Below are 19431 nucleotides of genomic sequence, written 5' to 3'. Positions count from 1 at the left end.
TGTCGATCATGAAGTTATTGCCATCCCGCGGCGCGTCGGGGGCAATAACTTCATGATCAACGCGGGGGTGACCAGGGGTGGGGCTGGGGGTGGGAAAGAGTTAGTTGACCGGCCAGGTGTGGACGGGTTCGTTGGAGCGCTGGAGTTCCGCGTAACGCTGGACCATGTGGTGCAGCGCGTCCTTCCGGTCCATGCCGTACCGCCGCTCCGCCGCCCAGACCGCCTCGGTCTGCCAGACGGCGCCGTTGCGACCGGTCCGACAGCGCTGCTCGATGATGCCGAGCAGCCGGTCCCGTTGGGCCGCCGCGACACCGAACCCGTCCAGGCCGGCCGCCGCGGTGGGCAGCAACTGCTCCAGGACCAGCTTGGTCACCGGCACGTCACCGAGCCCGGGCCAGTGCAGCACGGCGTCGAGACCACGTCGGGCGGCAGCGTGGAAGTTCTCCTCCGCGGAGCTGAAGGTGAGTTGGCTCCAGATCGGACGATCCGCCTCGGCCAGACCGCGAGCCAACCCGAAGTAGAAGGCCGCGTTGGCGAGCATGTCCACCACCGTCGGACCGGCCGGCAGCACCCGGTTCTCCACCCGCAGGTGCGGGCGGCCGTTCATGATGTCGTAGACCGGGCGGTTCCACCGGTAGACCGTGCCGTTGTGCAGCCTCAACTCCCCGAGCTGCGGTACGCCGCCGGCGTGCAGCACCTCCACCGGGTCCTCGTCCTCGCAGATCGGCAGCAGTGGCGGGAAATACCGGACGTTCTCCTCGAACAGGTCGAAGATCGAGGTGATCCACCGCTCGCCGAACCACACCCGGGGGCGTACCCCCTGGGCCTTGAGCTCGTCCGGGCGCGTGTCGGTGGCCTGCTGGAACAGGGCGATCCGGGTCTCCGCCCACAGTTGGCGGCCGTACAGGAAGGGGCTGTTCGCTCCGACCGCCACCTGCACACCGGCGATGGCCTGGGAGGCGTTCCAGTAGTCGGCGAAGCTGTCGGGTGCCACCTGGAGGTGGAACTGGAGACTGGTGCAGGCGGCCTCGGGGGCGATCGAGTCGGTGTGCGTCCGCAACTGCTCGACGCCGCGGATGTCCAGCTCGATGTCCTCGCCGCGGGCACCGACGATCTGGTCGTTGAGCACCCGGTAGCGCTCGTTGGTGGAGAGATTGTCCTCGACCAGGTGCCCCTCGGTGAGGGTGGGCAGGATGCCGACCAGGACGATCTTCGCGTCGGACCGGGCCGCCCGCTCGTCGGCCCGGGAGAGGCTGCCGCGCAGGTCACGCTCGTAGTCAGCGAAGCCGGTGCCCTCGATCAGTCGGGGCTCGGCGTTGAGTTCGAGGTTGAACTGCCCCAACTCCGTCTGAAAGAGCGGATCGGCGATGTCGGCGAGGATCTCCTCGTTGCGCATCGCCGGCTCGGCCGTCGAGTCGACCAGGTTGAGCTCGATCTCCAAGCCGGTCATCGGCCGGTCGGCGTCGAACCCGAAGTCGTCGAGCATGAGAGCGAAGACGTCCAGGCACCGCCGGACCTTCTGCCGGTAGCGGACGCGATCGTCCCGGGTGAAGGCACCCTGCGAGACGTCCCTGCCCATGTGTCCTCCCGACAGCCGGCGCGGTCGGGATCCTGCCGTCCCGGAAGCGCATTGTGAACCATCCACGGTAAGAGCGCCCACCTGACCGGGGCCAGAGGCCGACGGCGGTGATCCGTCATCGACCCGAGCGGACGTACTCGTGGCGCCATCTGTACCCCGTGACGGGCCGACACGACCCGATGCGGTGCGAACAACTCGTGACAATTACCACGACGTCGCCTCGGGTGGCAGACGACGCAGGGCCCGCGCCGACGTGCGGCGCGGGCCCTGCGTACCGGTGATCCGGAAGGCATCAGGCCTGACGGACGGCCTCACCCTCGATCTCGATCTTGATCTTGCGGCTGACCAGCACGCCCCCGGTCTCCAGGGCGACGTTCCAGGTCAGGCCGAACTCCTCGCGGTCGATCTCGGTGCTCGCGGAGAAGCCGAAGATGTCCTGGCCGAACGGGCTGCGGCCGACACCCTCGAACTCCACCTCCAGCTCGACCGGCCGGGTCACGTCCTTGATGGTCAGCTCACCGGCGAGCACGAACTCGTTGCCGCTGCGGGACTTGACCCCGGTGCTGCGGAACTCGAGCGTCGGGAACTTCTCGGAGTCCAGGAACTCGGGGCTGCGCAGGTGCGCGTCCCGGTCGGCCTGGGTGGTGTCGATGCTGGCGGCCTGGATGGTCGCGACGACCGACGACTGCAGCGGGTCCTCCGCGACGGTGATGGTGGCGGTCGCCTCGTTGAACTCACCGCGGACCTTGCTCACCATCATGTGCCGGGCAACGAAGCCGACCCGCTTGTGCGCCACGTCGAGCGCGTAGGTGCCGGCCGTCGGGATGGTGAGGCCGTCCCAGTCGCGGGTAACCGCATCGATGCTGCTGGTCATGCTGCTGTCCTCCAGGAGAATTGTTTAGTAGCCCAACGACTGCTTGAGCAACTATAACTGCAACAACATTCCCTGTGTCAAGTACTGCTAGGATGAACCAGTGACCAACGTCTTCGACGATCCCCGGATCACCGCCGTCGGCCTGCTCTTCGAGGCACACGCCGGGTTGTCCGCCCGGTTCGACGCCCAACTCGCGGAGCACGGCCTCTCCGCGGTCGAGTTCGAGGTCATCACTCGACTGGCCCGCTCACCCGGCAACCAGCTACGCATGACCGACCTCGCCGCACAGACCTCACTGTCGACCAGCGGGGTCACCCGCGTGGTGGACCGGATGGAACGCGACGGCCTGCTCACCCGTCGCGCCTGCCCGAACGACCGGCGCAGCTCGTACGCGGTGGTCACCGCCGCAGGCATGCAGCGACTGAACGAGACGCTGCCCGGCCACCTACAGATGATCGAGCAGTGGTTCACCGGCCAACTCGACCCCGAGGCGTTGGCAGCCCTTCTCGACGGGCTGCGGCGGGTCCGCGACGCCGCACATCCGTGCGCCACCGCAGGCAGCGACGACACCAGCTTCGCAGAGCAGACCGAGACCACCCAGCCCTGAGCACCTCATGCCGGCGCGGTGATCGCACCGGCAGAAAGACCGGCAGAACTGGCCCCGCCAAGCTGGATGATTCGGGCCAAGTCGACTTTCTGCCGCCGTAGCGGTGGCAGGCTTCGAGCACCGGGGATCAACCGGGGGGTAACGGCGCGGGCGATCAGCGAGGGGTAGCACCAAGGGGGCTCTTCGCCCGCGCCACTCACCCGACCCCGGTCGTCCTCGACCGCGCCGGGAGCGTCTGCCCCACGGCGCTACCCGACGGCCGGCCCGCCCCGATCGGCGGTCAGCGCGTAGAGCAGTCCCGACTCCTGAGGCAGCAGCGCGATACCGCTCTCCCGGCAGACCCGGTCGAGCCGATCGAGGACCGCCGGGTCCGCGGTGCTCGCGGCCAGCCCCACGAGCGCCTCCACCACATCCCGGCGATCCTGGCCCGAGTCGGCGGCGGCGGCGAACCATTCGGCAGCCAACTCCCGGTCACCCCGGTGCAGCGCGAGGTTGCCCTCGATCAGCGCGCAGAGACCCACATCCGGCCCGTCCCCGGACAGCGCCATGTCATCGGAGCGCTGGCGTGGCACGGCCCGCCGAGATAGTGCGCGCACCGATCCCGCCGCCGCAGCCTCGGCCATCCCCGCGCGTAACTCGACGAGCACCTCGGTCGCCTCCGCAGCACGCCCGTCCTGGGCGAGCGCCAACCCGACCGTCCCGAGTGTTCGCCGGCGGCGCCCCTGGTCACCCAACTCGGACAACGCCGCCATCGCCCGCCGACCACGGTCGACCGCGTCGGCGTACCAACCCTCCAGACGGGCGACCTCGGCTCGACCGGCCCAGACCAGCACCCGCAGCCGCTGCTCCCCACTCTCGGCGGCAAGTCGGTCCGCCGCAGCGAGCCGCCGTCGGGCCGCAGCAAGGTCACCGATCCGGATCTCGTGCCAGGCGAGACTGTTCTGGGCCACCGCCAGGTCCCGGGTCCGTCCATCACGGGCGGCCAGCCGCAACACCGCCTCGGCCTGCTCGCGCGCCTCGTCCTGCCGGCCGACGGCGATCAGCAGCGTGCCGAGCACGTTGCGCGCCTCCAGCTCACCTGCGACATCGCCGGCCTGCCGGAAGGTCGCCAACGCCGCACGTGCCGTCGCCAGCTCGTCGGCGCCCGCACCGTGCTCGGCCGCGAGCCGGGCAACCCCGAGGGCGGCCCAGCCCCGCAGAATCGGATCGGCGTCGGCGGTACGCGGGTCCGCCAACAGCCGGCGCAGCCACTGCCTCCCGACGACGTCGCGCCCACGAAACCGCCACCAACGGGTCAGGCAGGCCGCCAGCCGCAGCGCGGTCAACGGGTCGTCAGTGGCCGCATGGGTCAGCGACGAGCTGATGTCACTGGTCATCTCGTCCAGCCGGTGCACCGCCTCGGACGATCGCGGACCAACCAGGTCGACTGCCGTGCGCGCCACCAACCTCGCGATCACCTCCGCGTGCCGCCGCCGGATGCCGGTCAACTCACCCCCGCCAGCCGCCTGCTCGACGGCATACTCCCGGACCGCGTCGAGCAGCCGGAACCGGAACGGATTGGTACCGCGTACGCTCAGCAGCCCCAACTCGACGAACCGGTCCAGCAACGGAACGGGGTCGATCGCCACCGTGCCGTCCTGGTCGGCCTCGTCGGCGAGCATCTCCTCGGCCAACTCCACCGACCAGCGATTGCCGAACACGGCGAGCTGTCGCAGCGCTGCTCGCTCGTCGGGTGCCAGTAGTCGGTAACTCGTCGCCACCGCGTCGCGCAGAGTGACCACCGCAGAAGGGCCGCTCGACCGGTGGGTGAGCGCGTCCGGTGCGTCCCAACCGGGATGGACCGTGGCGTCGGCGGGAGCGGCCAGGTCGAGCACCCGGTCGCCGTACCGGTCCAGCAACTCGGTGAGGTCGAGGAGCCGGCCCCGGGCGGCCATCAGCTCGATGGCCAGCGGCAGACCGCCCAGGCGGCGAACCAGCGCGGCGAGTGCCGGCAGTTCGTCTGGGGTGGGCGTCTCCCGGCGGACCTGAGCCAGCCGGGCGGTGAACAGGGCCACCGCCGGCCACGACTCGAGCGTGGCCAGGCCGCCGTGGTCGACGTCCGGGGGTGGCACGTCGAGCGGCGCGACCGGCCAGACCCGCTCGCCGGGTAGGCCGACCGGGTGCCGCCCGGTGACCAGCACCCGCAGCGAGGGCAGGGCGGCGATCAGTCGGTGCAGCGTCGCGGCGACCGGGCCCGGGGCGCGTTCCACCGCGTCCATCACCAGCAACGCCGGACGGCCGGCGAGCTGGGCCACGAGTTCCGCCAGCCGCGCCGAGCCGAGCACGGACGTCGAGGCGGCGAGGACGTCCGGCCCGTCCGAGCCCTCACCGATCAGCACCCCGGTCACCCCGGCCGGGTGAGCGGGGGCCACCGCGTGCGCCACCGATGTCGCCAGGGCGGTCTTGCCGACCCCGGCCAGTCCGACCAGGCTCACCAGCCGGGGGCCACCCTCTGTGGTCAGCATGCCGGTCAGCTCGGTGATGTCGCGGTCCCGACCGATCAGCGTGACCGGAGGCGGAAGGGCGACCGGTCGGTCGGAGGACATGGCTCCGCTGCCGACCGCGAGCGCCGTCGAGGTGGTGTCGGGTCGGGTCGGCTCGGTGCCGGAGCCGCGAGCCGCCGCCAGGAACGCCGTCCGGTCGCCGCCGGTCAACGCCAACGCCGCAGCGAGCAGATCCACAGTGGTGCGCTGCGGCCGGACCGCCCGACCGCGCTCCAGATCACGCACCGTCCGCACACCGACCCCGGCCCGGGACGCCAACTCGGCCTGGGTCAGGCCGGCGGCGCGTCGATGCTCGCGGAGCAGCTCCGGCAGGGCGGTACGGCCGGCCGGGCTCCGCGACCCTCCATGATCCGGAGTCATGGGCACGAAGAGTACGGATGGACCCCGACGGTCGGCAGTCGAACGTCGGGCTATTGACGCCCAACCGCCGAAATCCGACAGCCGTACGGACAGCCCGCCCGGTACGGACGGTCTGGTGGAAGCCTTCTAGAGGCCCAGGTCGCGAGCGATGATCATGCGCTGCACCTCGCTGGTGCCCTCACCGATCTCCAGGATCTTGGAGTCCCGCCAGAAGCGGGCGACCGGGTACTCGTTCATGAAGCCGTACCCGCCGTGGATCTGGGTCGCCTCCCGGGCGTTGTCCACCGCGATGGTGCTGGCGTGCAGCTTGGCGATGGCGGCCTGCCGCTTGAACGGCGCACCGGCGAGCATCCGAGCCGCCGCGTCGTAGTAGGCCAACCGGGCGGTGTGCGCCTTCAGCTCCATGTCTGCGATCTTGAACTGGATCGCCTGGTTGGCGCCGATCGGCTGGCCGAAGGCGTGCCGCTCCTTCGCGTACTTGATCGACTCGTCGACGCAGCCCTGGGCGAGGCCGACGGCCAGCGCGGCGATGGCGATCCGACCCTCGTCGAGGATCCGCAGGAACTGGGCGAAACCCCGGCCCCGCGCACCGAGCAGGTTGGCCGCCGGTACGCGGCAGTCGTCGAAGGTCAGCTCGTGGGTGTCCGAGGCCGTCCATCCCACCTTGGAGTAGCCCGGCGCGACGGTGAACCCGGGCGTGCCGGTCGGCACGATGATGGTCGACAACTCCTTGGAGCCGTCCGGGTTCGTGCCGGTCACCGCGGTGACGGTCACCATGGCCGTGATGTCGGTGCCCGAGTTGGTGATGAACGCCTTCGACCCGTTGATCACCCACTCGTCGCCGTCCAGCGCCGCGCGCGTCTGGGTGCCGGCGGCGTCGGAGCCGGTGCCCGGCTCGGTGAGACCGAACCCGGCCAGCGCCTCGCCGCTGAGCAGCTTGGGCAGCCAGGTCGCCTTCTGCTCCTCGGTGCCGAAGCGGTAGATCGGCATCGCGCCCAAGGAGACCGCCGCCTCCAACGTGATGGCCACGCTGGAGTCGACCCGGGCCAACTCCTCCAGGGCCAGGCAGAGCGCGAAGTAGTCGCCGCCCATCCCACCGTGCTCCTCGGCGAAGGGCAGGCCGAACAGGCCCATCTTGCCCATCTGCCGGACCACCTCGTACGGGAAGGTGTGCTGCTCGTAGTGCTCGGCGATGACCGGGGCGACCACTTCGCGCGCGAAGTCCCGCACGCTGGACCGCAGCGCCGCTTGCTCGTCGGTGAGCCGGAAGTCCATGTCGTTCCTCCTGGAAAGGGCGGGCCGCCGGGCGCTCGTGACGCGGAAGCGGCTGAAGCGTTAGGAAGGGCCCCCTCCTATACACCAGGCGTTAAGCGGGGGCCCTTCCTTGCGGGTCAGACGGGGGTCACGCCGTGCCGGCGTCGGGAGAAGTGCCGGTCCTTGGTACGCGCCGCCGCGAACCGACGGACCAGCTCGGTACGCAGGTCGTGGGGCTCGACGATGGCGTCCACCACCAGCTCGCTGGCGAGCCGGACGACGTCGATGTCCTGCTCGTACTCGGCCCGCTTGGCGGCCACGAAGGCAGCCCGCTCGGTCTCGTCCTCGATGGCGGCGATCTTGTTGGCGTAGACGGCGTTCACGGCGGCCTCGGCGCCCATCACCGCGATCTTCGCGGTCGGCAGGGCGATCGTGGCGTCCGGCTCGAACCCGGGGCCCGCCATGGCGTAGAGGCCGGCGCCGTACGCCTTGCGGACCACCACGCAGATCTTCGGGACCGTCGCCTCGGAGATCGCGGTGATCATCTTTGCGCCGTGCCGGATGATGCCCTGCTTCTCCACCGCGCTGCCGACCATGAAGCCGGGCACGTCGCTGAGGAACAGCAGCGGCACGTTGAACGCGTCGCAGAGCTGCACGAACCGGGTGGCCTTGTCGGCCGAGTCGACGAAGAGAACGCCGCCCTTGAACATCGAGTTGTTGCCGACCACGCCGACGACCTGCCCCTCGATGCGACCGAAGCCGATGGTCAGCTCCTTGGCCCAGAGGGCCTGGATCTCGAAGAAGGAACCCTCGTCGAGCAGGCCCTTGGCGTACCTCCGCATGTCGAACGCCTGCCGCTCGCTGGCCGGCACCAGCGCGGCCAGGTCGGCCTTCGCGGGCGCGGCGACGGCCGGCGCGGCCGGCGGCGTCTGGGTCCAGTTCGCCGGGAGGTACGACAGGTAGGTCTTCACGACGTCGAGCGCGTCGGCCTCGGTCTTGCAGAGGAAGTGCCCCACGCCGGACTCGGCGGTGTGCACCTTGGCCCCGCCCATCGCTTCCAGGGTGGTCTTCTCGCCGGTGACCATCTCGACCATCCGGTCGGAGCCCAGGTACATGCTCGCGTTGCCGTCGACCAGGGCCACCACGTCGCAGAACGCCGGAATGTACGCCCCACCGGCTGCGCTCGGGCCGAACAGCGCGCACACCTGCGGGATCGAACCCGAGGCGCGCACCTGGTTCCAGAAGATCTTTCCGGCGCCGCGGCGGCCGGGGAAGAGGTCGACCTGGTCGGTGATCCGCGCGCCGGCCGAGTCGACCAGGTAGACCATCGGCACGCCGGCGCCGTACGCCCGCTCGATGATTCGAATGATCTTCTCGACGGTGCGGGCGCCCCAGCTGCCGGCCTTGACGGTGGAGTCGTTGGCCATCAGGCAGACCTGTCGGCCGTCGATCGTGGCGGTGCCAGTGACCACGCCGTCGGCGGGCAACCCTTCGGCCATCGTGTTGGCGTAGAGGCCGTCCTCGACGAACGAACCCTCGTCGACCAGGAGGGCGACGCGTTCACGGGCGAAGAGCTTGCCCTTTGCCGCGTTGGCCGCGTGGTACTTGTCCGCGCCGCCGGACCGGGCCCGCTTGCGCAGCTGCTCCAGTGCCTCACCGTCGAGCGTCACGCCGACTCCCTCACCTAACGACCTGAACGATCGTTAGGCTATCGCATTCGCGCACCCTCCGGCGACCCGCGATCAACCGACGCCCCTTCGGCCGGGACATTGACCTGATACGTCGAAGGGGCCGGCCTCGTGCCGGCCCCTCCCCGCGCCTGCGGAGCACTCAGCTCGGCATCGGCGTCAGTCGGGTCCGCGGACCAGCCCGCAGCACACCCGACGGCAACGTCTTGCCGAGCAACTCCTCGGCCAACTCGGCCGCCTCGATGAGGGCCGCCAGGTCGATGCCGGTGTCGATGCCCATGTCGTGCAGCATGTGCACGGCCTCCTCGGTCGCCAGGTTGCCGCTCGCCCCCGGCGCGTACGGGCAGCCGCCCAGGCCGCCGACGCTGGCGTCGAACTCGGTCACCCCCAGCTCCAACGCGGTCAACAGATTCGCCAGCGCCGTTCCCCGGGTGTTGTGGAAGTGCAGCAGCACCGGCACGTTCGCGTTCCGGTCGCGTACCGCGGTCAGCAGCTCACGGACCCGACGTGGGGTGCCCATGCCGGTGGTGTCGCCGAATGCGACCCGGTCCGCGCCGTCCCGCACCACCCGGTCGACGATGCCGGCCACCCGCGCCGGGTCGACGTCACCCTCGTACGGGCAGCCGAAGCTGGTCGCCACGATCACCTCCACCCGCGCGGACGCGCCGTGCAGCAGGTCGATCAGCTCGGCGATGTCGTCCAGCGACTCCTCGGTCGACCGGTTGACGTTGCGGCGGTTGTGCGTGTCGCTGGCGGAGACCACCACCTCGATCTCGGTGAACCCGGCGGCGAGGGCCCGCTGGGCACCCCGGGTGTTCGGCACCAGCGCCGAGTACCGCACCCCGTCGGCCTTGGCCGCCCGCTGCCACACCTCGTCGGCGTCGGCCATCTGCGGGATCGCCCTCGGGTGCACGAACGACACCGCCTCGATCCGGCGCACACCGGTGCCGGAGAGGGCGTCGAGCAGACGAACCTTGGCGTCGGTCGGGATCGGTTCCTCGTTCTGCAACCCGTCCCGTGGCCCGACCTCACGGATCGTGACGAAATCTGACAGGTCCGTCATAAGGGGTCACCTCGCTGTGACGTAGTGCTGTGGCGGTCATCCCAGCATGCCACCCCGCCGACCGTAGGGTTGATCAAGAGGTTTGCGTCAGGATTTCGGCCTCTGGTGACGCAAACCTCTTGATCACCAGCGTGAGGGAGGGTGTGGTCAGCGCATGCGGGAGACGATGCCCGTGTCGTAGGCGCCGGACCGGAACTCCTCGTTCTCCAGCAGCTCGGCGAAGAAGGGGACGTTGTTCTTCGGGCCCTCGACCTGGAACGCGGCGACCGCGGCCTTCGCGCGTTCGAGCACCTCGTCGCGAGTCGCGCCGCTGACGATCAGCTTGGCCAGCAGGCTGTCGTAGAACGGGGTGACCGTGTTGCCCTCGGTGTAGCCGGAGTCCACCCGGACACCCTCACCCGTGGGCTCCACCCAGGTCTTCACCACACCCGGGCCGGGCAGGAAACGCTTCGGGTCCTCGGCGTTGATCCGCATCTCGATGGCGTGCCCACGCGGGGTCAACGCGTCCGGGTCGAACGTCGGCGCCAGCCCGGACGCCACCCGCAGCTGCTCCTCGACCAGGTCGATCCCGTAGACGTACTCGGTCACCGGGTGCTCCACCTGGAGCCGCGTGTTCATCTCCAGGAAGAAGAACTCTTCGGAGCCGGGGACGTCGCCCTTGGAGTCCCGCTGACGCGGGACCAACAGGCATTCCACAGTCCCCGCATTGCGGTAACCGACCGCCTCGCCGGCCCGCACCGCCGCCGCCAGAAGGCGAACCCGCAGCTCCGGCGAGACCGCCGGGGACGGGGACTCCTCGACCAGCTTCTGGTTGCGTCGCTGCACCGAGCACTCCCGCTCGCCGAGCGCCACCACACGACCGTCGGCCAGGCCGAGGATCTGCACCTCGACGTGGCGCACCCGGGGGAAGTACCGCTCGATCAACACCGACCCGTCGCCGAACATCCGCTCGGCGAACGCGCGCACCTTGTCGTACTCGGTGCGCAGCGCGGCCTCGTCGACGGCGACGCCCATGCCCATGCCGCCGCCGCCGGCCGCGGCCTTGACCATCACCGGATAGCCGATCTCGGCGGCGGCCGTCACCGCCGCGTCCAGGTCGGCTGCCGGGTCGGTGGTGCCCGGCGCGACCGGAACACCGGCCGCCGCCATCAGGTTCCGGGCATTGATCTTGTCGCCCATCGCGGTGATCGCGTCCGCGCCGGGGCCGACCCAGATCAGGCCGCTCGCCTCGACGGTACGGGCGAACTCGGCGTTCTCCGACAGGAAGCCGTAGCCGGGGTGGATGGCCTGCGCACCGGTCGCCTTCGCGGCGGCGAGGATCGCCTCGGTGTTGCGGTAGCTCAGCGCCGGGTTCGCCGGGCCGATGAGGACCGCCTCGTCCGCCTCGGCGACGAACGGCAGGTCGGCATCGGCTTCCGAGTGGACCGCGATCGCGCGGATGCCGAGCCGCTTGGCGGTCCGGATGATCCGGCGGGCGATCTCACCCCGATTGGCTACCAGCAGTGACTCGATCATGTTTCCTCCCGGCGTCCGGATGGTGGGACGGTGGTTAGGGAATCATGACCGACGAACCTCTGACGAGTCGGGCTCAGGCGAGCAACGCGGCCAGTGTCGCGCCGCGCAGCAGCTCGGCCCGGCGACGCCGGTCAACCTCACCGCCGAGGAACGGGGTCGAGTTCATCAACCCGAACGCGGCGTGCGCGAGCACCCGCGCCTCGCCGTCGGGCATGCCGGGGTGCAGGGCGGTGAGCACTGTCACCCACTCCTCGACGTAGAGCCGTTGCAGGCGACGGATCCGTCGTCTCGGCTCCTCCGGCAGGCGGTCCAACTCGTGCAGGTGTAGAGCGATCACCGCCGGGTTGGCCAGCGCGAACTCGACGTGGAAATCGATCAGCGACTCCAGCACCGCGCGCGGGTCGTCCGGGTGCCCGGCGGCACGTTCCCGTCCACCGGCCAGCAGGCCCTCACTGACCGGGATCAACGCGGCGGCCAGCATCGCCTCCTTGCCGGCGAAGTGGTGGTAGAGCGCCGGTCCGGTGACCCCCGCCGCCGCGCCGATGTCGTCCATCGACACGCCGTGGTAGCCGCGCGCGGCGAACAGACCGACCGCGATCTCCAGGATCTCGTCCTTGCGGGACCTGCGTCGGCCCGTGCCCGCCGCACCCCGTGCCTGCTGCTCCACCGTCACCGGGCAAGCGTAGACCGCGACCTGGCCAGGGTGGGCCGCTGGTTACCGAGCGGTTGAGCACATCTCAGCGCCTGGCGGCATGCTCAGTCGTCCGGGTCGAGGTCGTGCTCCGTTCGCAGCGCGGCAGCCTCGGCGGGCCGGTCCAGCAGATCCAGGGCACGGGCCAGCAGCCAGGCCGTCTGGCGGACCGGCCGCGAGCCGGCCGGCAGCCCACCGAGAACCCGTCGCAGGAGCGGCTCCGCCTCCGCCGGACGGTCCAGTCGAAGCAGCAGCTCACCGGCGAGGATCTCCACCTGGGCGGCCTCACCGAAAGCCTCGATCGACCGTAGCCGGTCGGGCACCCCGGCGAGCCGTGCCAGCGCCTCGTCCGGTCGGTTCTCGGTCGTCAGCACCCGTGCCCCGACCTCGGCGACCATCGCCAGCTCGTACGTCACGGGTGGCTCCGACTGCCCGGCCAGCGTCACCGCCAGCGCGTCCGCCTGCTCGACGGCACGAGTCGCCGCCGGCCGGTCGTCGGCCCAGAACCAGGCGTACGCCTCCCGCCGGCGGGCCCGCAACTCGTCCAGCGGCAGGCCGCCGAGCCGGTAAGCCTCGGCGGCTGCGGCGAACCGTTCCGCGCCGGCCGCGTCCCGGTCCGCTTCGTAGAGGATGCCCCCGGCCTCCTCCAGCACCTGCGCCCGATGCGGGAGGTTGTCCGGACCATCCAGGTTGTCGGCCAACTGCCCCAGCAGGGCCAGCGCCGGATCGATCTCGCCGAGCCCGGCGTACACGCCGGCCAGCAGATGCCGGCAGCGGTCCGCCTCGGCCTGGGCGCCCAGCCGGTCGAGACCGAGGACGGCCTCCTCGGCGACCTCGGCCGCCTCACTCAGCCGACCCACCATCCGGTACGCGTTCGCCAACTCCCAGCGCAGGAACGCGTCCCCCTCGGCACCCCGCTCCACGCAGAGCGTCACCGCCTCGACGAAGTCGTCCACCGCGTCGACGGCCCGGCCGGCCGCGAGCAACGCACGGGCCCGGGCCACGCGAACCGGCAACTCCGCGTCCGTCGATGCCGACGCCAGCGCCTCGTCACAGGCGGCCACCGCGTCGGCGGGGTCGTCCACCGTCCTGGCGTACGCCAGGGAGGCCGCCGTGACCAGCTCGCCGACGCCCACTTCCCGACCGATCCGGCGGGACTCGGCGGCGGCGGCCCGCGCCTCGTCGACACGTTCCGACTGCTCCAGCAGGTGCGCCCGGTGCAGCGCGATCCGGGCCGCCAGGTAAGGGTCGCCACCCGCGTCGGCCGGCACCCGGTCCAGTGCCGCGAGCGCGTCGGCCCGACGTTCCCGGTGGAGCAGCGCCAACGCCACCCGATGGTGGGCGGCGGCCCGCTGCCGGGCGTCGCCGTCCCGGTCCAGCAGCTCAGCGGCCTGGCGGACCAACGCCAACCCCTCGTCGGCGTCGTCGTCGGACCGGGCCAGCAGCACGCCGAGCCGCCCGGCGACCACCTGGGCGGACACCTCGTCGCCCTCCGCCCGGTACAGGTCCAGTGCCGCTCGGTTCGACTCGATCGCGCCCGGCAGGTCGTCCTGGTCGCCGTGCTCGGCCGCCCGCAACGCCGTCCGGTGGGCGACCGTACGCGCGGGCAGGTCGGCCGAGCCGAACCGCTCGTCGTAGGCGGCCAGCGCCGCCCGGAACGTGACCTGGTCGTGCCGACCCCAGCTCTGCTCGGCGAGGTCCAGCAGTTCGTCCGGCCCGGCGTCGGCGGGCACCGCCGGTGCGGGTGCCTCGACGACAGCGGCGCGCGTCGCGCCACCGGCCGGAGAGCCCTCACGGACCGGAGTTGTCGACTCGTCACCGCTTCGGCGTGGCGGGCGACGGCGGACGCTCGCGGACAGCGGCAGGTGCTCACCGCGCGGCTGCACCGCGAGCCGGCGGGCGATCCACTCCGACTGGTGGCTGCTCCCGTTGCGGGCGTCGAAGCGCTCCGCCAGCCCGGTCGCGGTCCGCGTCAGCTCGTCGGCGAGCACCGACACCGACACCTCGCCGGCCGGTCGGCCCTCGCCAGCGCGGCGGTAAACGGTCGCCGCGCCACTCTGCCCGGCCTGGCGCAGCGCGGCGGCGGCCGTCGCCGCGAAGTGCATCGCGGCGGCCGGCGACGGCGCCCGGTCCAGCCAGTCCAGGTGCCGTTCGACCAGCTCCACCGCCCGTGCGTCGTTCCCGGTCAACGTGCAGAACTCGACGTGGTCGCCGATGTCCCACAGGTCGGCGAGGTTGCCGCGCAACCGGCGGTACGCCTCCCGGTGCGCGTCGCGCGCCGACTCGTCCCGCCCGGTGCGCAGGTACGGCAGGAGCAGTGCGGTGAGGATCGCCTGCGGCTGCTCGGTGCAGGTGAGCCGGCCGGCCAGCACCGGCTCGGACAGCGCCACCGCCTCCGCGTCCCGCCCGGTGTCGGCGAGGTAGTTCACCTGGCTGGTGGGGTCGCAGCCGGCGCAGTCGGAGAGGTCGTCGCGCGGGGTGGTCTGCCAGAGCCGGTACCAGTGCGCGGCCGCCTCGGCGTCACCCACGTGGTCGGCGACCCGGAACCGGTGCTTGTGGACGGTCTGCAGGCTGTGCCCGGCGGCCCGGTAGCGGCGTTCCATGTCGTCCAACACCGCGTAGGTGCGGTCGAGCGGCACCTCCGGGAAGTTCAGCAGACCGGTGACCATGTACTTGAAGTGCCACAGCAGGTTGTGCTGGTGACGTTGGTGATAGGGCTGCGGGTCACTGTCGAACTCGGACAGGCACCAGGAGAAGGTCACGAAGGACTTCGCCGGCTCACCACCGTAGATGTACCCGGTGGTGGCCTGCATCCGGGTGACGAAGGCCAGGTGCCGGTCGTCGGCGGCGTCCACTCGGCGCAACAACTGCTCGAGCGCGGCGATCTGCCCCGCCCCGTACGGCATGTCGGAGATGCCGCGCAGCACCCGCCACAGATCCTCGTCACTCATGCTCGCTCCTGTCCCGGCACGGCCCGGCCGAGCAGGCCGAGGAAGGAATCGTTCAGCAGCGCCGCGTCGGCGGCGCGGATCGGATGGTGACCGAGCAGCAGCGCCTGGCCGTACAGCGCCTCGACGGCGAGCCCCACCAGCTCCGGGTCGGCCAGCGCGGTGACCCGGCGGACCAACGGGTTGCGGTGGTTGAGCACCAACTGCGGGCGGTCCGGCGGCGCGGTGGCGGCGAGCGCGTCGAGGACCCCGCCCCACAGCTCGTCGGCACGCTCCCGGCTTGCCGCCAGCTGGTCGTTGAACGCCGCCGACCTGCTGACCAGGTAGAGCGCGGGCAGCGACACCGGGTCGTACGCCCGGATCACCACCTCGCAGCCGGAGCGTTCGACGGCCCGCTGCGCGGCGGCGAGGAACGGTCGCAGCGCCAACTCCGCCTGCGGGTCGAGCGCCTCGAAGCGGGTGGTCAGGTCGCTCGGCTCCAGCCGTTCGATCAGCACCGAGCGGTCCACCGCCGGCAGCCGCTCGATCAGCTCGGTGTCGTACGTGTAGCCGCCGTTGACCACCGCCAGGTCCTGCGCGGCGGCCACCGCGGCGAGTTGACGGAACTCGTCCAGGCTCGCCGCGTAGCGGAGCACGCCGTGGCGCTCCCGGAACTCGGCGAGAGTGAGCGTGCCGACGTTGGTGTCCATCGGCCACCACCGGTCGACCAGCCGGAGCATCTCGTCGTCGTGCAGCGCCAACGCCTTCACGCCCAGGTGGTGCACTTGGAGGAACTCGGCCAGCCGGTGCGGGTCGTGCCGGGCCAGCCGGACCAGCCAGCCGCGTACCTGGTCGCCGAGCGCCTCGCGGGTCGTGGTCAGCAGGGTGTCCTCGTAGAGGGCTTCCCGGCTGGCGGTGGGGCGCAGCTCGCTGGCGTCCACCACGCAGTGCGCGAAGAACGCCCAGTCCGGCAGCAGCCCGTCGGCGTTCTCGGTGAGCAGCATGCGCTTGAGGTAGACCCGGTGCCCGGCACGGGCCGCCGGGTTCACCGGGGTGGGCAGGATGACGGCGACACCGGTCAGCCCGGCCTCCGGCACGCTCAGCGGCAGCACGTCGAACGGGTCGACGCCGAGCGTCTCCCGGGCGTACGCGATCAGCGCCGCCCGGTCGACCGGCGCGCCGGGCACTGTCGGCCAGGGCGGTTCGCCGGTGGTGGTGACCACGTCGCCGACCCGGACGGTGACCGGCAGCAGTGACCCGAAGAGCCGGGCCAGGTCGGTGACGGTCGGGGTGGCGAACCACTGGTCGGCGTCGCGGCGGGGCACCAGCGTGACGGTGGTGCCCGGTTCGGCGCGGGAAGCTTCCGGTGGCGCCAGGCTGACCGCGTACCGGCCGTCGGCGTACCCGGTCCAACGCACCGTGGGGTTCTCGCCGTTGCGGGTGAACACCTGGATCTCGTCGGCGACCAGGAAGCAGGAGAGCAGGCCGATGCCGAACTGGCCGAGGAACTCGTGCCGGGAGAAGCCGAGTTCGTCCCTCTTGGAGCTGCGGCCGATGGTGGCCAGCAGCTCGTGCACCTGCGCCTCGGTCAGGCCGATGCCGGTGTCGTGCACCCGCAGCGTGCCGTCACCGGTGGTCTCCGGAGTCTCGATGCGGACCAGGGCCGGCGCGTCCGGCTCGGTCGAGCGCCGCGCGGTGATCGCGTCCACAGCGTTCTGCAGCAGCTCGCGCACGTAGACCCGCGGACTGCCGTAGAGGTGGTGGCTGAGCAGGTCGACCACGCCACGGAGGTCGACCTGGAAGGTGTGGTCCACGTGTGTTTCTCCCCCGGTCCCGACATGCCGGCGCCCACCGTACCGATGATCACCGACAGGCGCGTCCCCCTTTCGCCCGGCGGCTTGACCCTCGACCCGGTCGATCCCGCACGGTCACCGGATGACCTCCACAGCTCTGGGCCGGGACTTCCGGCTGCTCTGGTCCGCCGCCGTCTCGTCGCGGTTCGGGGACGCGCTGCGTACCCCCGCCCTGGCCCTGCTGGCCGCGACCGTTACCCGCGACCCCCGGGTCATCGCGGCGGTCACCGTGGTGGGTCAGTTGCCACCGCTGCTCTTCGGCCTGCTCGGCGGCGTGTACGCGGACCGCTGGGACCGTCGTCGGACGATGGCAATGGTCGACGGGGTACGCGCCGTCGTGGTTGCGGCACTGGCCGCGGCGGTCGCCCTCCATCGGGCCAGCGTGCTGGTGCTGCTGGCGGCGGCGTTCCTCCTCGCCGCGCTGGGCACCCTGTTCGACTCCGCCTCGTTCGCACTGCTTCCCGCGCTGGTGCCGCCGGACGCGTTGCCCCGGGCGAACGGCCGACTTCAGGCGGGTACGGCCGTGGCCGGTGGTTTCATCGGCGCTCCCGCCGCCGGCGTCCTCTTCGCCACCGCCCCGGCCCTTCCGTTCGCCGTGGACGCCGTCACCTTCGCCGTGGCCGCCGTACTGGTGCTGGCGCTCGCCCCGGCTCCCGCCGCGCGGGCGGATTCCGGAGCCGGAGCACGGCGCGGCGCGGTGTGGGCCGAGATCGTCGAGGGGGTGCGGTGGTTGCGCGGGCACAAAACACTGTGGAGGGTCACGCTGCTCTCCGCCGCGAGCAACCTGGCGATCAGCGGCATCATTGCGGTGCAGGTGCTCTACGCGCTGGACGTCCTGCGGGTGCCGCCGGCCGGGTACGGGCTGTTCGCTGCGGCTGCGATCCTCGGCGGCGTGGCCGGGGCGCTCGGTGCGGGTCGTCTCGCCGTCCGGCTCGGTACGGTGCCCGCGTTGTGCGCGGTGCTCACCGCGCAGACGGTGGCGCTGACCGGATTCGCGCTGGCCCGACATCCGGTGCCGGGTGCAATCGCGCTTGCCGTCTTCGCTGGCGGCACTGTGATGTGGAACAGCCTGTGGGCGTCGTACGGGCAGCGGCACGTGCCGGCCGGGCTGCTCGGTCGGGTGGGCGCGGCCCAGCGGATGGTCGGTCTGCTCACCGCACCGGTCGGGGCGGTGCTCGCCGGGCTGGCCGCCGCGGCGTACGGCACGGTGCCGGTGACGGGCGCGGCGGCGGGCACGTTCGCGCTGGTCACCGTGGCGGCGTGGCGGACACTGCGCCCGGCCGCGCGGCCTGCTTCCCGCACGGTCGGCGCAGCCTAGCCCGGGGTCCGTTCCCGGTGGGACAGCCCGGACAGGCGTAGCGCGATCCGCCGCCGGGCCGGTGGTACGGCACCGAGCAGCCGGAGCAGCACGTCGCGGGCCGGCCGGCGGGCCGGCGGAGTGGTGGCGAGCCGGGTCAGCCCGGCGGCGAAGCTGAGCACGTCCTCGGCCATCGGCCGCTGCCGGGCGTTGTAGTCGTCGAGCGCCGTCTCCGGGCCGCCGTCCAGCACGTCGGCGAGGGCGGTGCCGAGGGCCACCGCGTCGCAGATGCCGAGGTTCATGCCCTGACCGCCGGCGGGGCTGTGCACGTGGCCGGCGTCCCCGGCGAGCAGCACCGGCCCGGACCGGAAGGTGTCGGCGATCCGGTGGCGTACCCGGAACCGGGACCCCCAGAGCACCTCGATCACCCGGTCGGGTCGCCGCGTCGGGCCACGCTCGTCGAGCAGCGCCTGGAGGTGCGCCGCGTCCGGCTCGGCCGGTGCCGTCGCCACGGCGGCGACCAGCCGGACCACACCGTCCGGCAGCGGCGCCCAGACCAGCGGCCCGGGGCGGGCGAGGAAGAGCGCCGCCTCGTCGCGGGGCAGCGCGCTGCGCACGCGGACGTCGGCGAGCACGAAGGACTCCTCGTCGGCGGGTCCGGTGAAGCCGATGCCAGCCGACTGCCGGACGGTGCTGTGCAGGCCGTCCGCGCCGACCACGTACCGGGCGCGCAGGTCCGTGCCGTCGACCTGGGCGCGCACCCCGTCGGCGGTGCGGCTCAGGCCGTTCAGGCGGCATGGCCGCCGCACTCGCACCCCCAGGTCGGCCAACTGGTCGGTGAGCACCTTCTCGGTAACGGCCTGGGAGACCAGCAGCGCGTAGGGGAAGCGGGACGGCAGTTCGTGGAACGGCACCGACAGCAGCACCCGGTCCCGGTCGCGGACCGTGAAGCGCGGCGCCCGCACCCCCTGGGCGACCAGCAGCGCCGCGACGCCGATCCGGTCCAGCACCTCCAGGGTGTACGCGTGCACGACCGCGGCGCGGGAGGTCACCGGCGGGTCGGCGACCTGGTCGAGGACGGTCACCTCCGCCCCGCGCCGGGCCAGTGTCAGCGCGGTGGCGAGGCCGGTGGGGCCGGCGCCCACCACCAGGACGTCGGTACTCGTGGGCAGCATGGCCA

General features: G+C 71.8%; 13 protein-coding genes. 2 read left to right on the top strand and 11 right to left on the bottom strand.

Annotated elements, in window-relative coordinates:
• Positions 1-100: 100 nt before the first annotated feature.
• The gene (locus O7614_RS01755) at positions 101-1579 is read right to left on the bottom strand and encodes a glutamate--cysteine ligase (protein ID WP_278136756.1); all 1479 of its coding nucleotides are present in this window, start codon (positions 1577-1579) and stop codon (positions 101-103) included.
• Between the two features lie 292 nt (positions 1580-1871).
• Positions 1872-2453 (bottom strand): YceI family protein, encoded by a 582-nt coding sequence (locus O7614_RS01750; protein WP_278136755.1) that lies wholly within the window; start codon positions 2451-2453, stop codon positions 1872-1874.
• Positions 2454-2553: 100 nt separating this feature from the next.
• Here O7614_RS01750 and O7614_RS01745 point away from each other — a divergent pair, with 100 nt between their 5' ends.
• Positions 2554-3060 carry a MarR family transcriptional regulator gene (locus O7614_RS01745; RefSeq protein WP_278136754.1) on the top strand — a complete coding sequence of 169 codons (507 nt, stop codon included), beginning with the start codon at positions 2554-2556 and terminating at the stop codon, positions 3058-3060.
• A gap of 248 nt (positions 3061-3308) precedes the next feature.
• Here the strand turns inward: O7614_RS01745 and O7614_RS01740 are convergent, their stop codons facing one another.
• The 8 genes from O7614_RS01740 to O7614_RS01705 form a co-directional block, all read right to left on the bottom strand.
• Positions 3309-5963, bottom strand: a complete 2655-nt coding sequence (locus tag O7614_RS01740; protein WP_278136753.1) for a helix-turn-helix domain-containing protein — start codon at positions 5961-5963, stop codon at positions 3309-3311.
• Between the two features lie 126 nt (positions 5964-6089).
• A complete protein-coding gene (locus O7614_RS01735; protein WP_278136752.1) occupies positions 6090-7238 on the bottom strand; it encodes an acyl-CoA dehydrogenase family protein in 1149 nt (382 codons plus the stop codon).
• Positions 7239-7354: 116 nt separating this feature from the next.
• Positions 7355-8887, bottom strand: coding sequence for an acyl-CoA carboxylase subunit beta (locus O7614_RS01730; RefSeq protein WP_278136751.1), 1533 nt, complete (start codon positions 8885-8887; stop codon positions 7355-7357).
• Between the two features lie 160 nt (positions 8888-9047).
• Positions 9048-9968 (bottom strand): hydroxymethylglutaryl-CoA lyase, encoded by a 921-nt coding sequence (locus tag O7614_RS01725; RefSeq protein WP_278136750.1) that lies wholly within the window; start codon positions 9966-9968, stop codon positions 9048-9050.
• Positions 9969-10115: 147 nt separating this feature from the next.
• Complete coding sequence (locus O7614_RS01720) at positions 10116-11483, bottom strand: biotin carboxylase N-terminal domain-containing protein (RefSeq protein WP_278136748.1); 1368 nt, start codon at positions 11481-11483, stop codon at positions 10116-10118.
• Positions 11484-11556: 73 nt separating this feature from the next.
• A complete protein-coding gene (locus tag O7614_RS01715; protein ID WP_278136747.1) occupies positions 11557-12156 on the bottom strand; it encodes a TetR/AcrR family transcriptional regulator in 600 nt (199 codons plus the stop codon).
• A gap of 83 nt (positions 12157-12239) precedes the next feature.
• Complete coding sequence (locus O7614_RS01710) at positions 12240-15125, bottom strand: hypothetical protein (protein WP_278136746.1); 2886 nt, start codon at positions 15123-15125, stop codon at positions 12240-12242.
• Positions 15122-16915 carry an HSP90 family protein gene (locus O7614_RS01705; RefSeq protein ID WP_278136745.1) on the bottom strand — a complete coding sequence of 598 codons (1794 nt, stop codon included), beginning with the start codon at positions 16913-16915 and terminating at the stop codon, positions 15122-15124. The genes O7614_RS01710 and O7614_RS01705 overlap by 4 nt, the downstream gene beginning before the upstream one ends.
• Positions 16916-17036: 121 nt before the next feature.
• Between O7614_RS01705 and O7614_RS01700 the strand changes: the two genes are divergently transcribed.
• Entirely contained in the window at positions 17037-18272 is a 1236-nt protein-coding gene (locus O7614_RS01700) for an MFS transporter (RefSeq protein ID WP_278136744.1), read from the top strand.
• On the opposite strand, the gene O7614_RS01695 is transcribed toward O7614_RS01700, so the two are convergent.
• Positions 18269-19426 carry an FAD-dependent oxidoreductase gene (locus tag O7614_RS01695; RefSeq protein ID WP_278136743.1) on the bottom strand — a complete coding sequence of 386 codons (1158 nt, stop codon included), beginning with the start codon at positions 19424-19426 and terminating at the stop codon, positions 18269-18271. The two genes, O7614_RS01700 and O7614_RS01695, sit on opposite strands and share 4 nt — an antisense overlap.
• Positions 19427-19431: the final 5 nt, after the last annotated feature.

The organism is Micromonospora sp. WMMD961, assembly GCF_029626145.1.
Taxonomy (GTDB): domain Bacteria; phylum Actinomycetota; class Actinomycetes; order Mycobacteriales; family Micromonosporaceae; genus Micromonospora.
This window is presented reverse-complemented; position numbering and strand designations above follow the sequence as displayed.

What these genes read in the sequence shown, in the direction of transcription:
- O7614_RS01750 (WP_278136755.1), bottom strand. Translation starts at nt 2,453, where the DNA reads ATGACCAGCAGCATCGATGCGGTTACCCGCGACTGGGACGGCCTCACC.
- O7614_RS01695 (WP_278136743.1), bottom strand. Translation starts at nt 19,426, where the DNA reads ATGCTGCCCACGAGTACCGACGTCCTGGTGGTGGGCGCCGGCCCCACC.
- O7614_RS01740 (WP_278136753.1), bottom strand. Translation starts at nt 5,963, where the DNA reads ATGACTCCGGATCATGGAGGGTCGCGGAGCCCGGCCGGCCGTACCGCC.
- O7614_RS01755 (WP_278136756.1), bottom strand. Translation starts at nt 1,579, where the DNA reads ATGGGCAGGGACGTCTCGCAGGGTGCCTTCACCCGGGACGATCGCGTC.
- O7614_RS01725 (WP_278136750.1), bottom strand. Translation starts at nt 9,968, where the DNA reads ATGACGGACCTGTCAGATTTCGTCACGATCCGTGAGGTCGGGCCACGG.
- O7614_RS01720 (WP_278136748.1), bottom strand. Translation starts at nt 11,483, where the DNA reads ATGATCGAGTCACTGCTGGTAGCCAATCGGGGTGAGATCGCCCGCCGG.
- O7614_RS01700 (WP_278136744.1), top strand. Translation starts at nt 17,037, where the DNA reads ATGACCTCCACAGCTCTGGGCCGGGACTTCCGGCTGCTCTGGTCCGCC.
- O7614_RS01710 (WP_278136746.1), bottom strand. Translation starts at nt 15,125, where the DNA reads ATGAGTGACGAGGATCTGTGGCGGGTGCTGCGCGGCATCTCCGACATG.
- O7614_RS01735 (WP_278136752.1), bottom strand. Translation starts at nt 7,238, where the DNA reads ATGGACTTCCGGCTCACCGACGAGCAAGCGGCGCTGCGGTCCAGCGTG.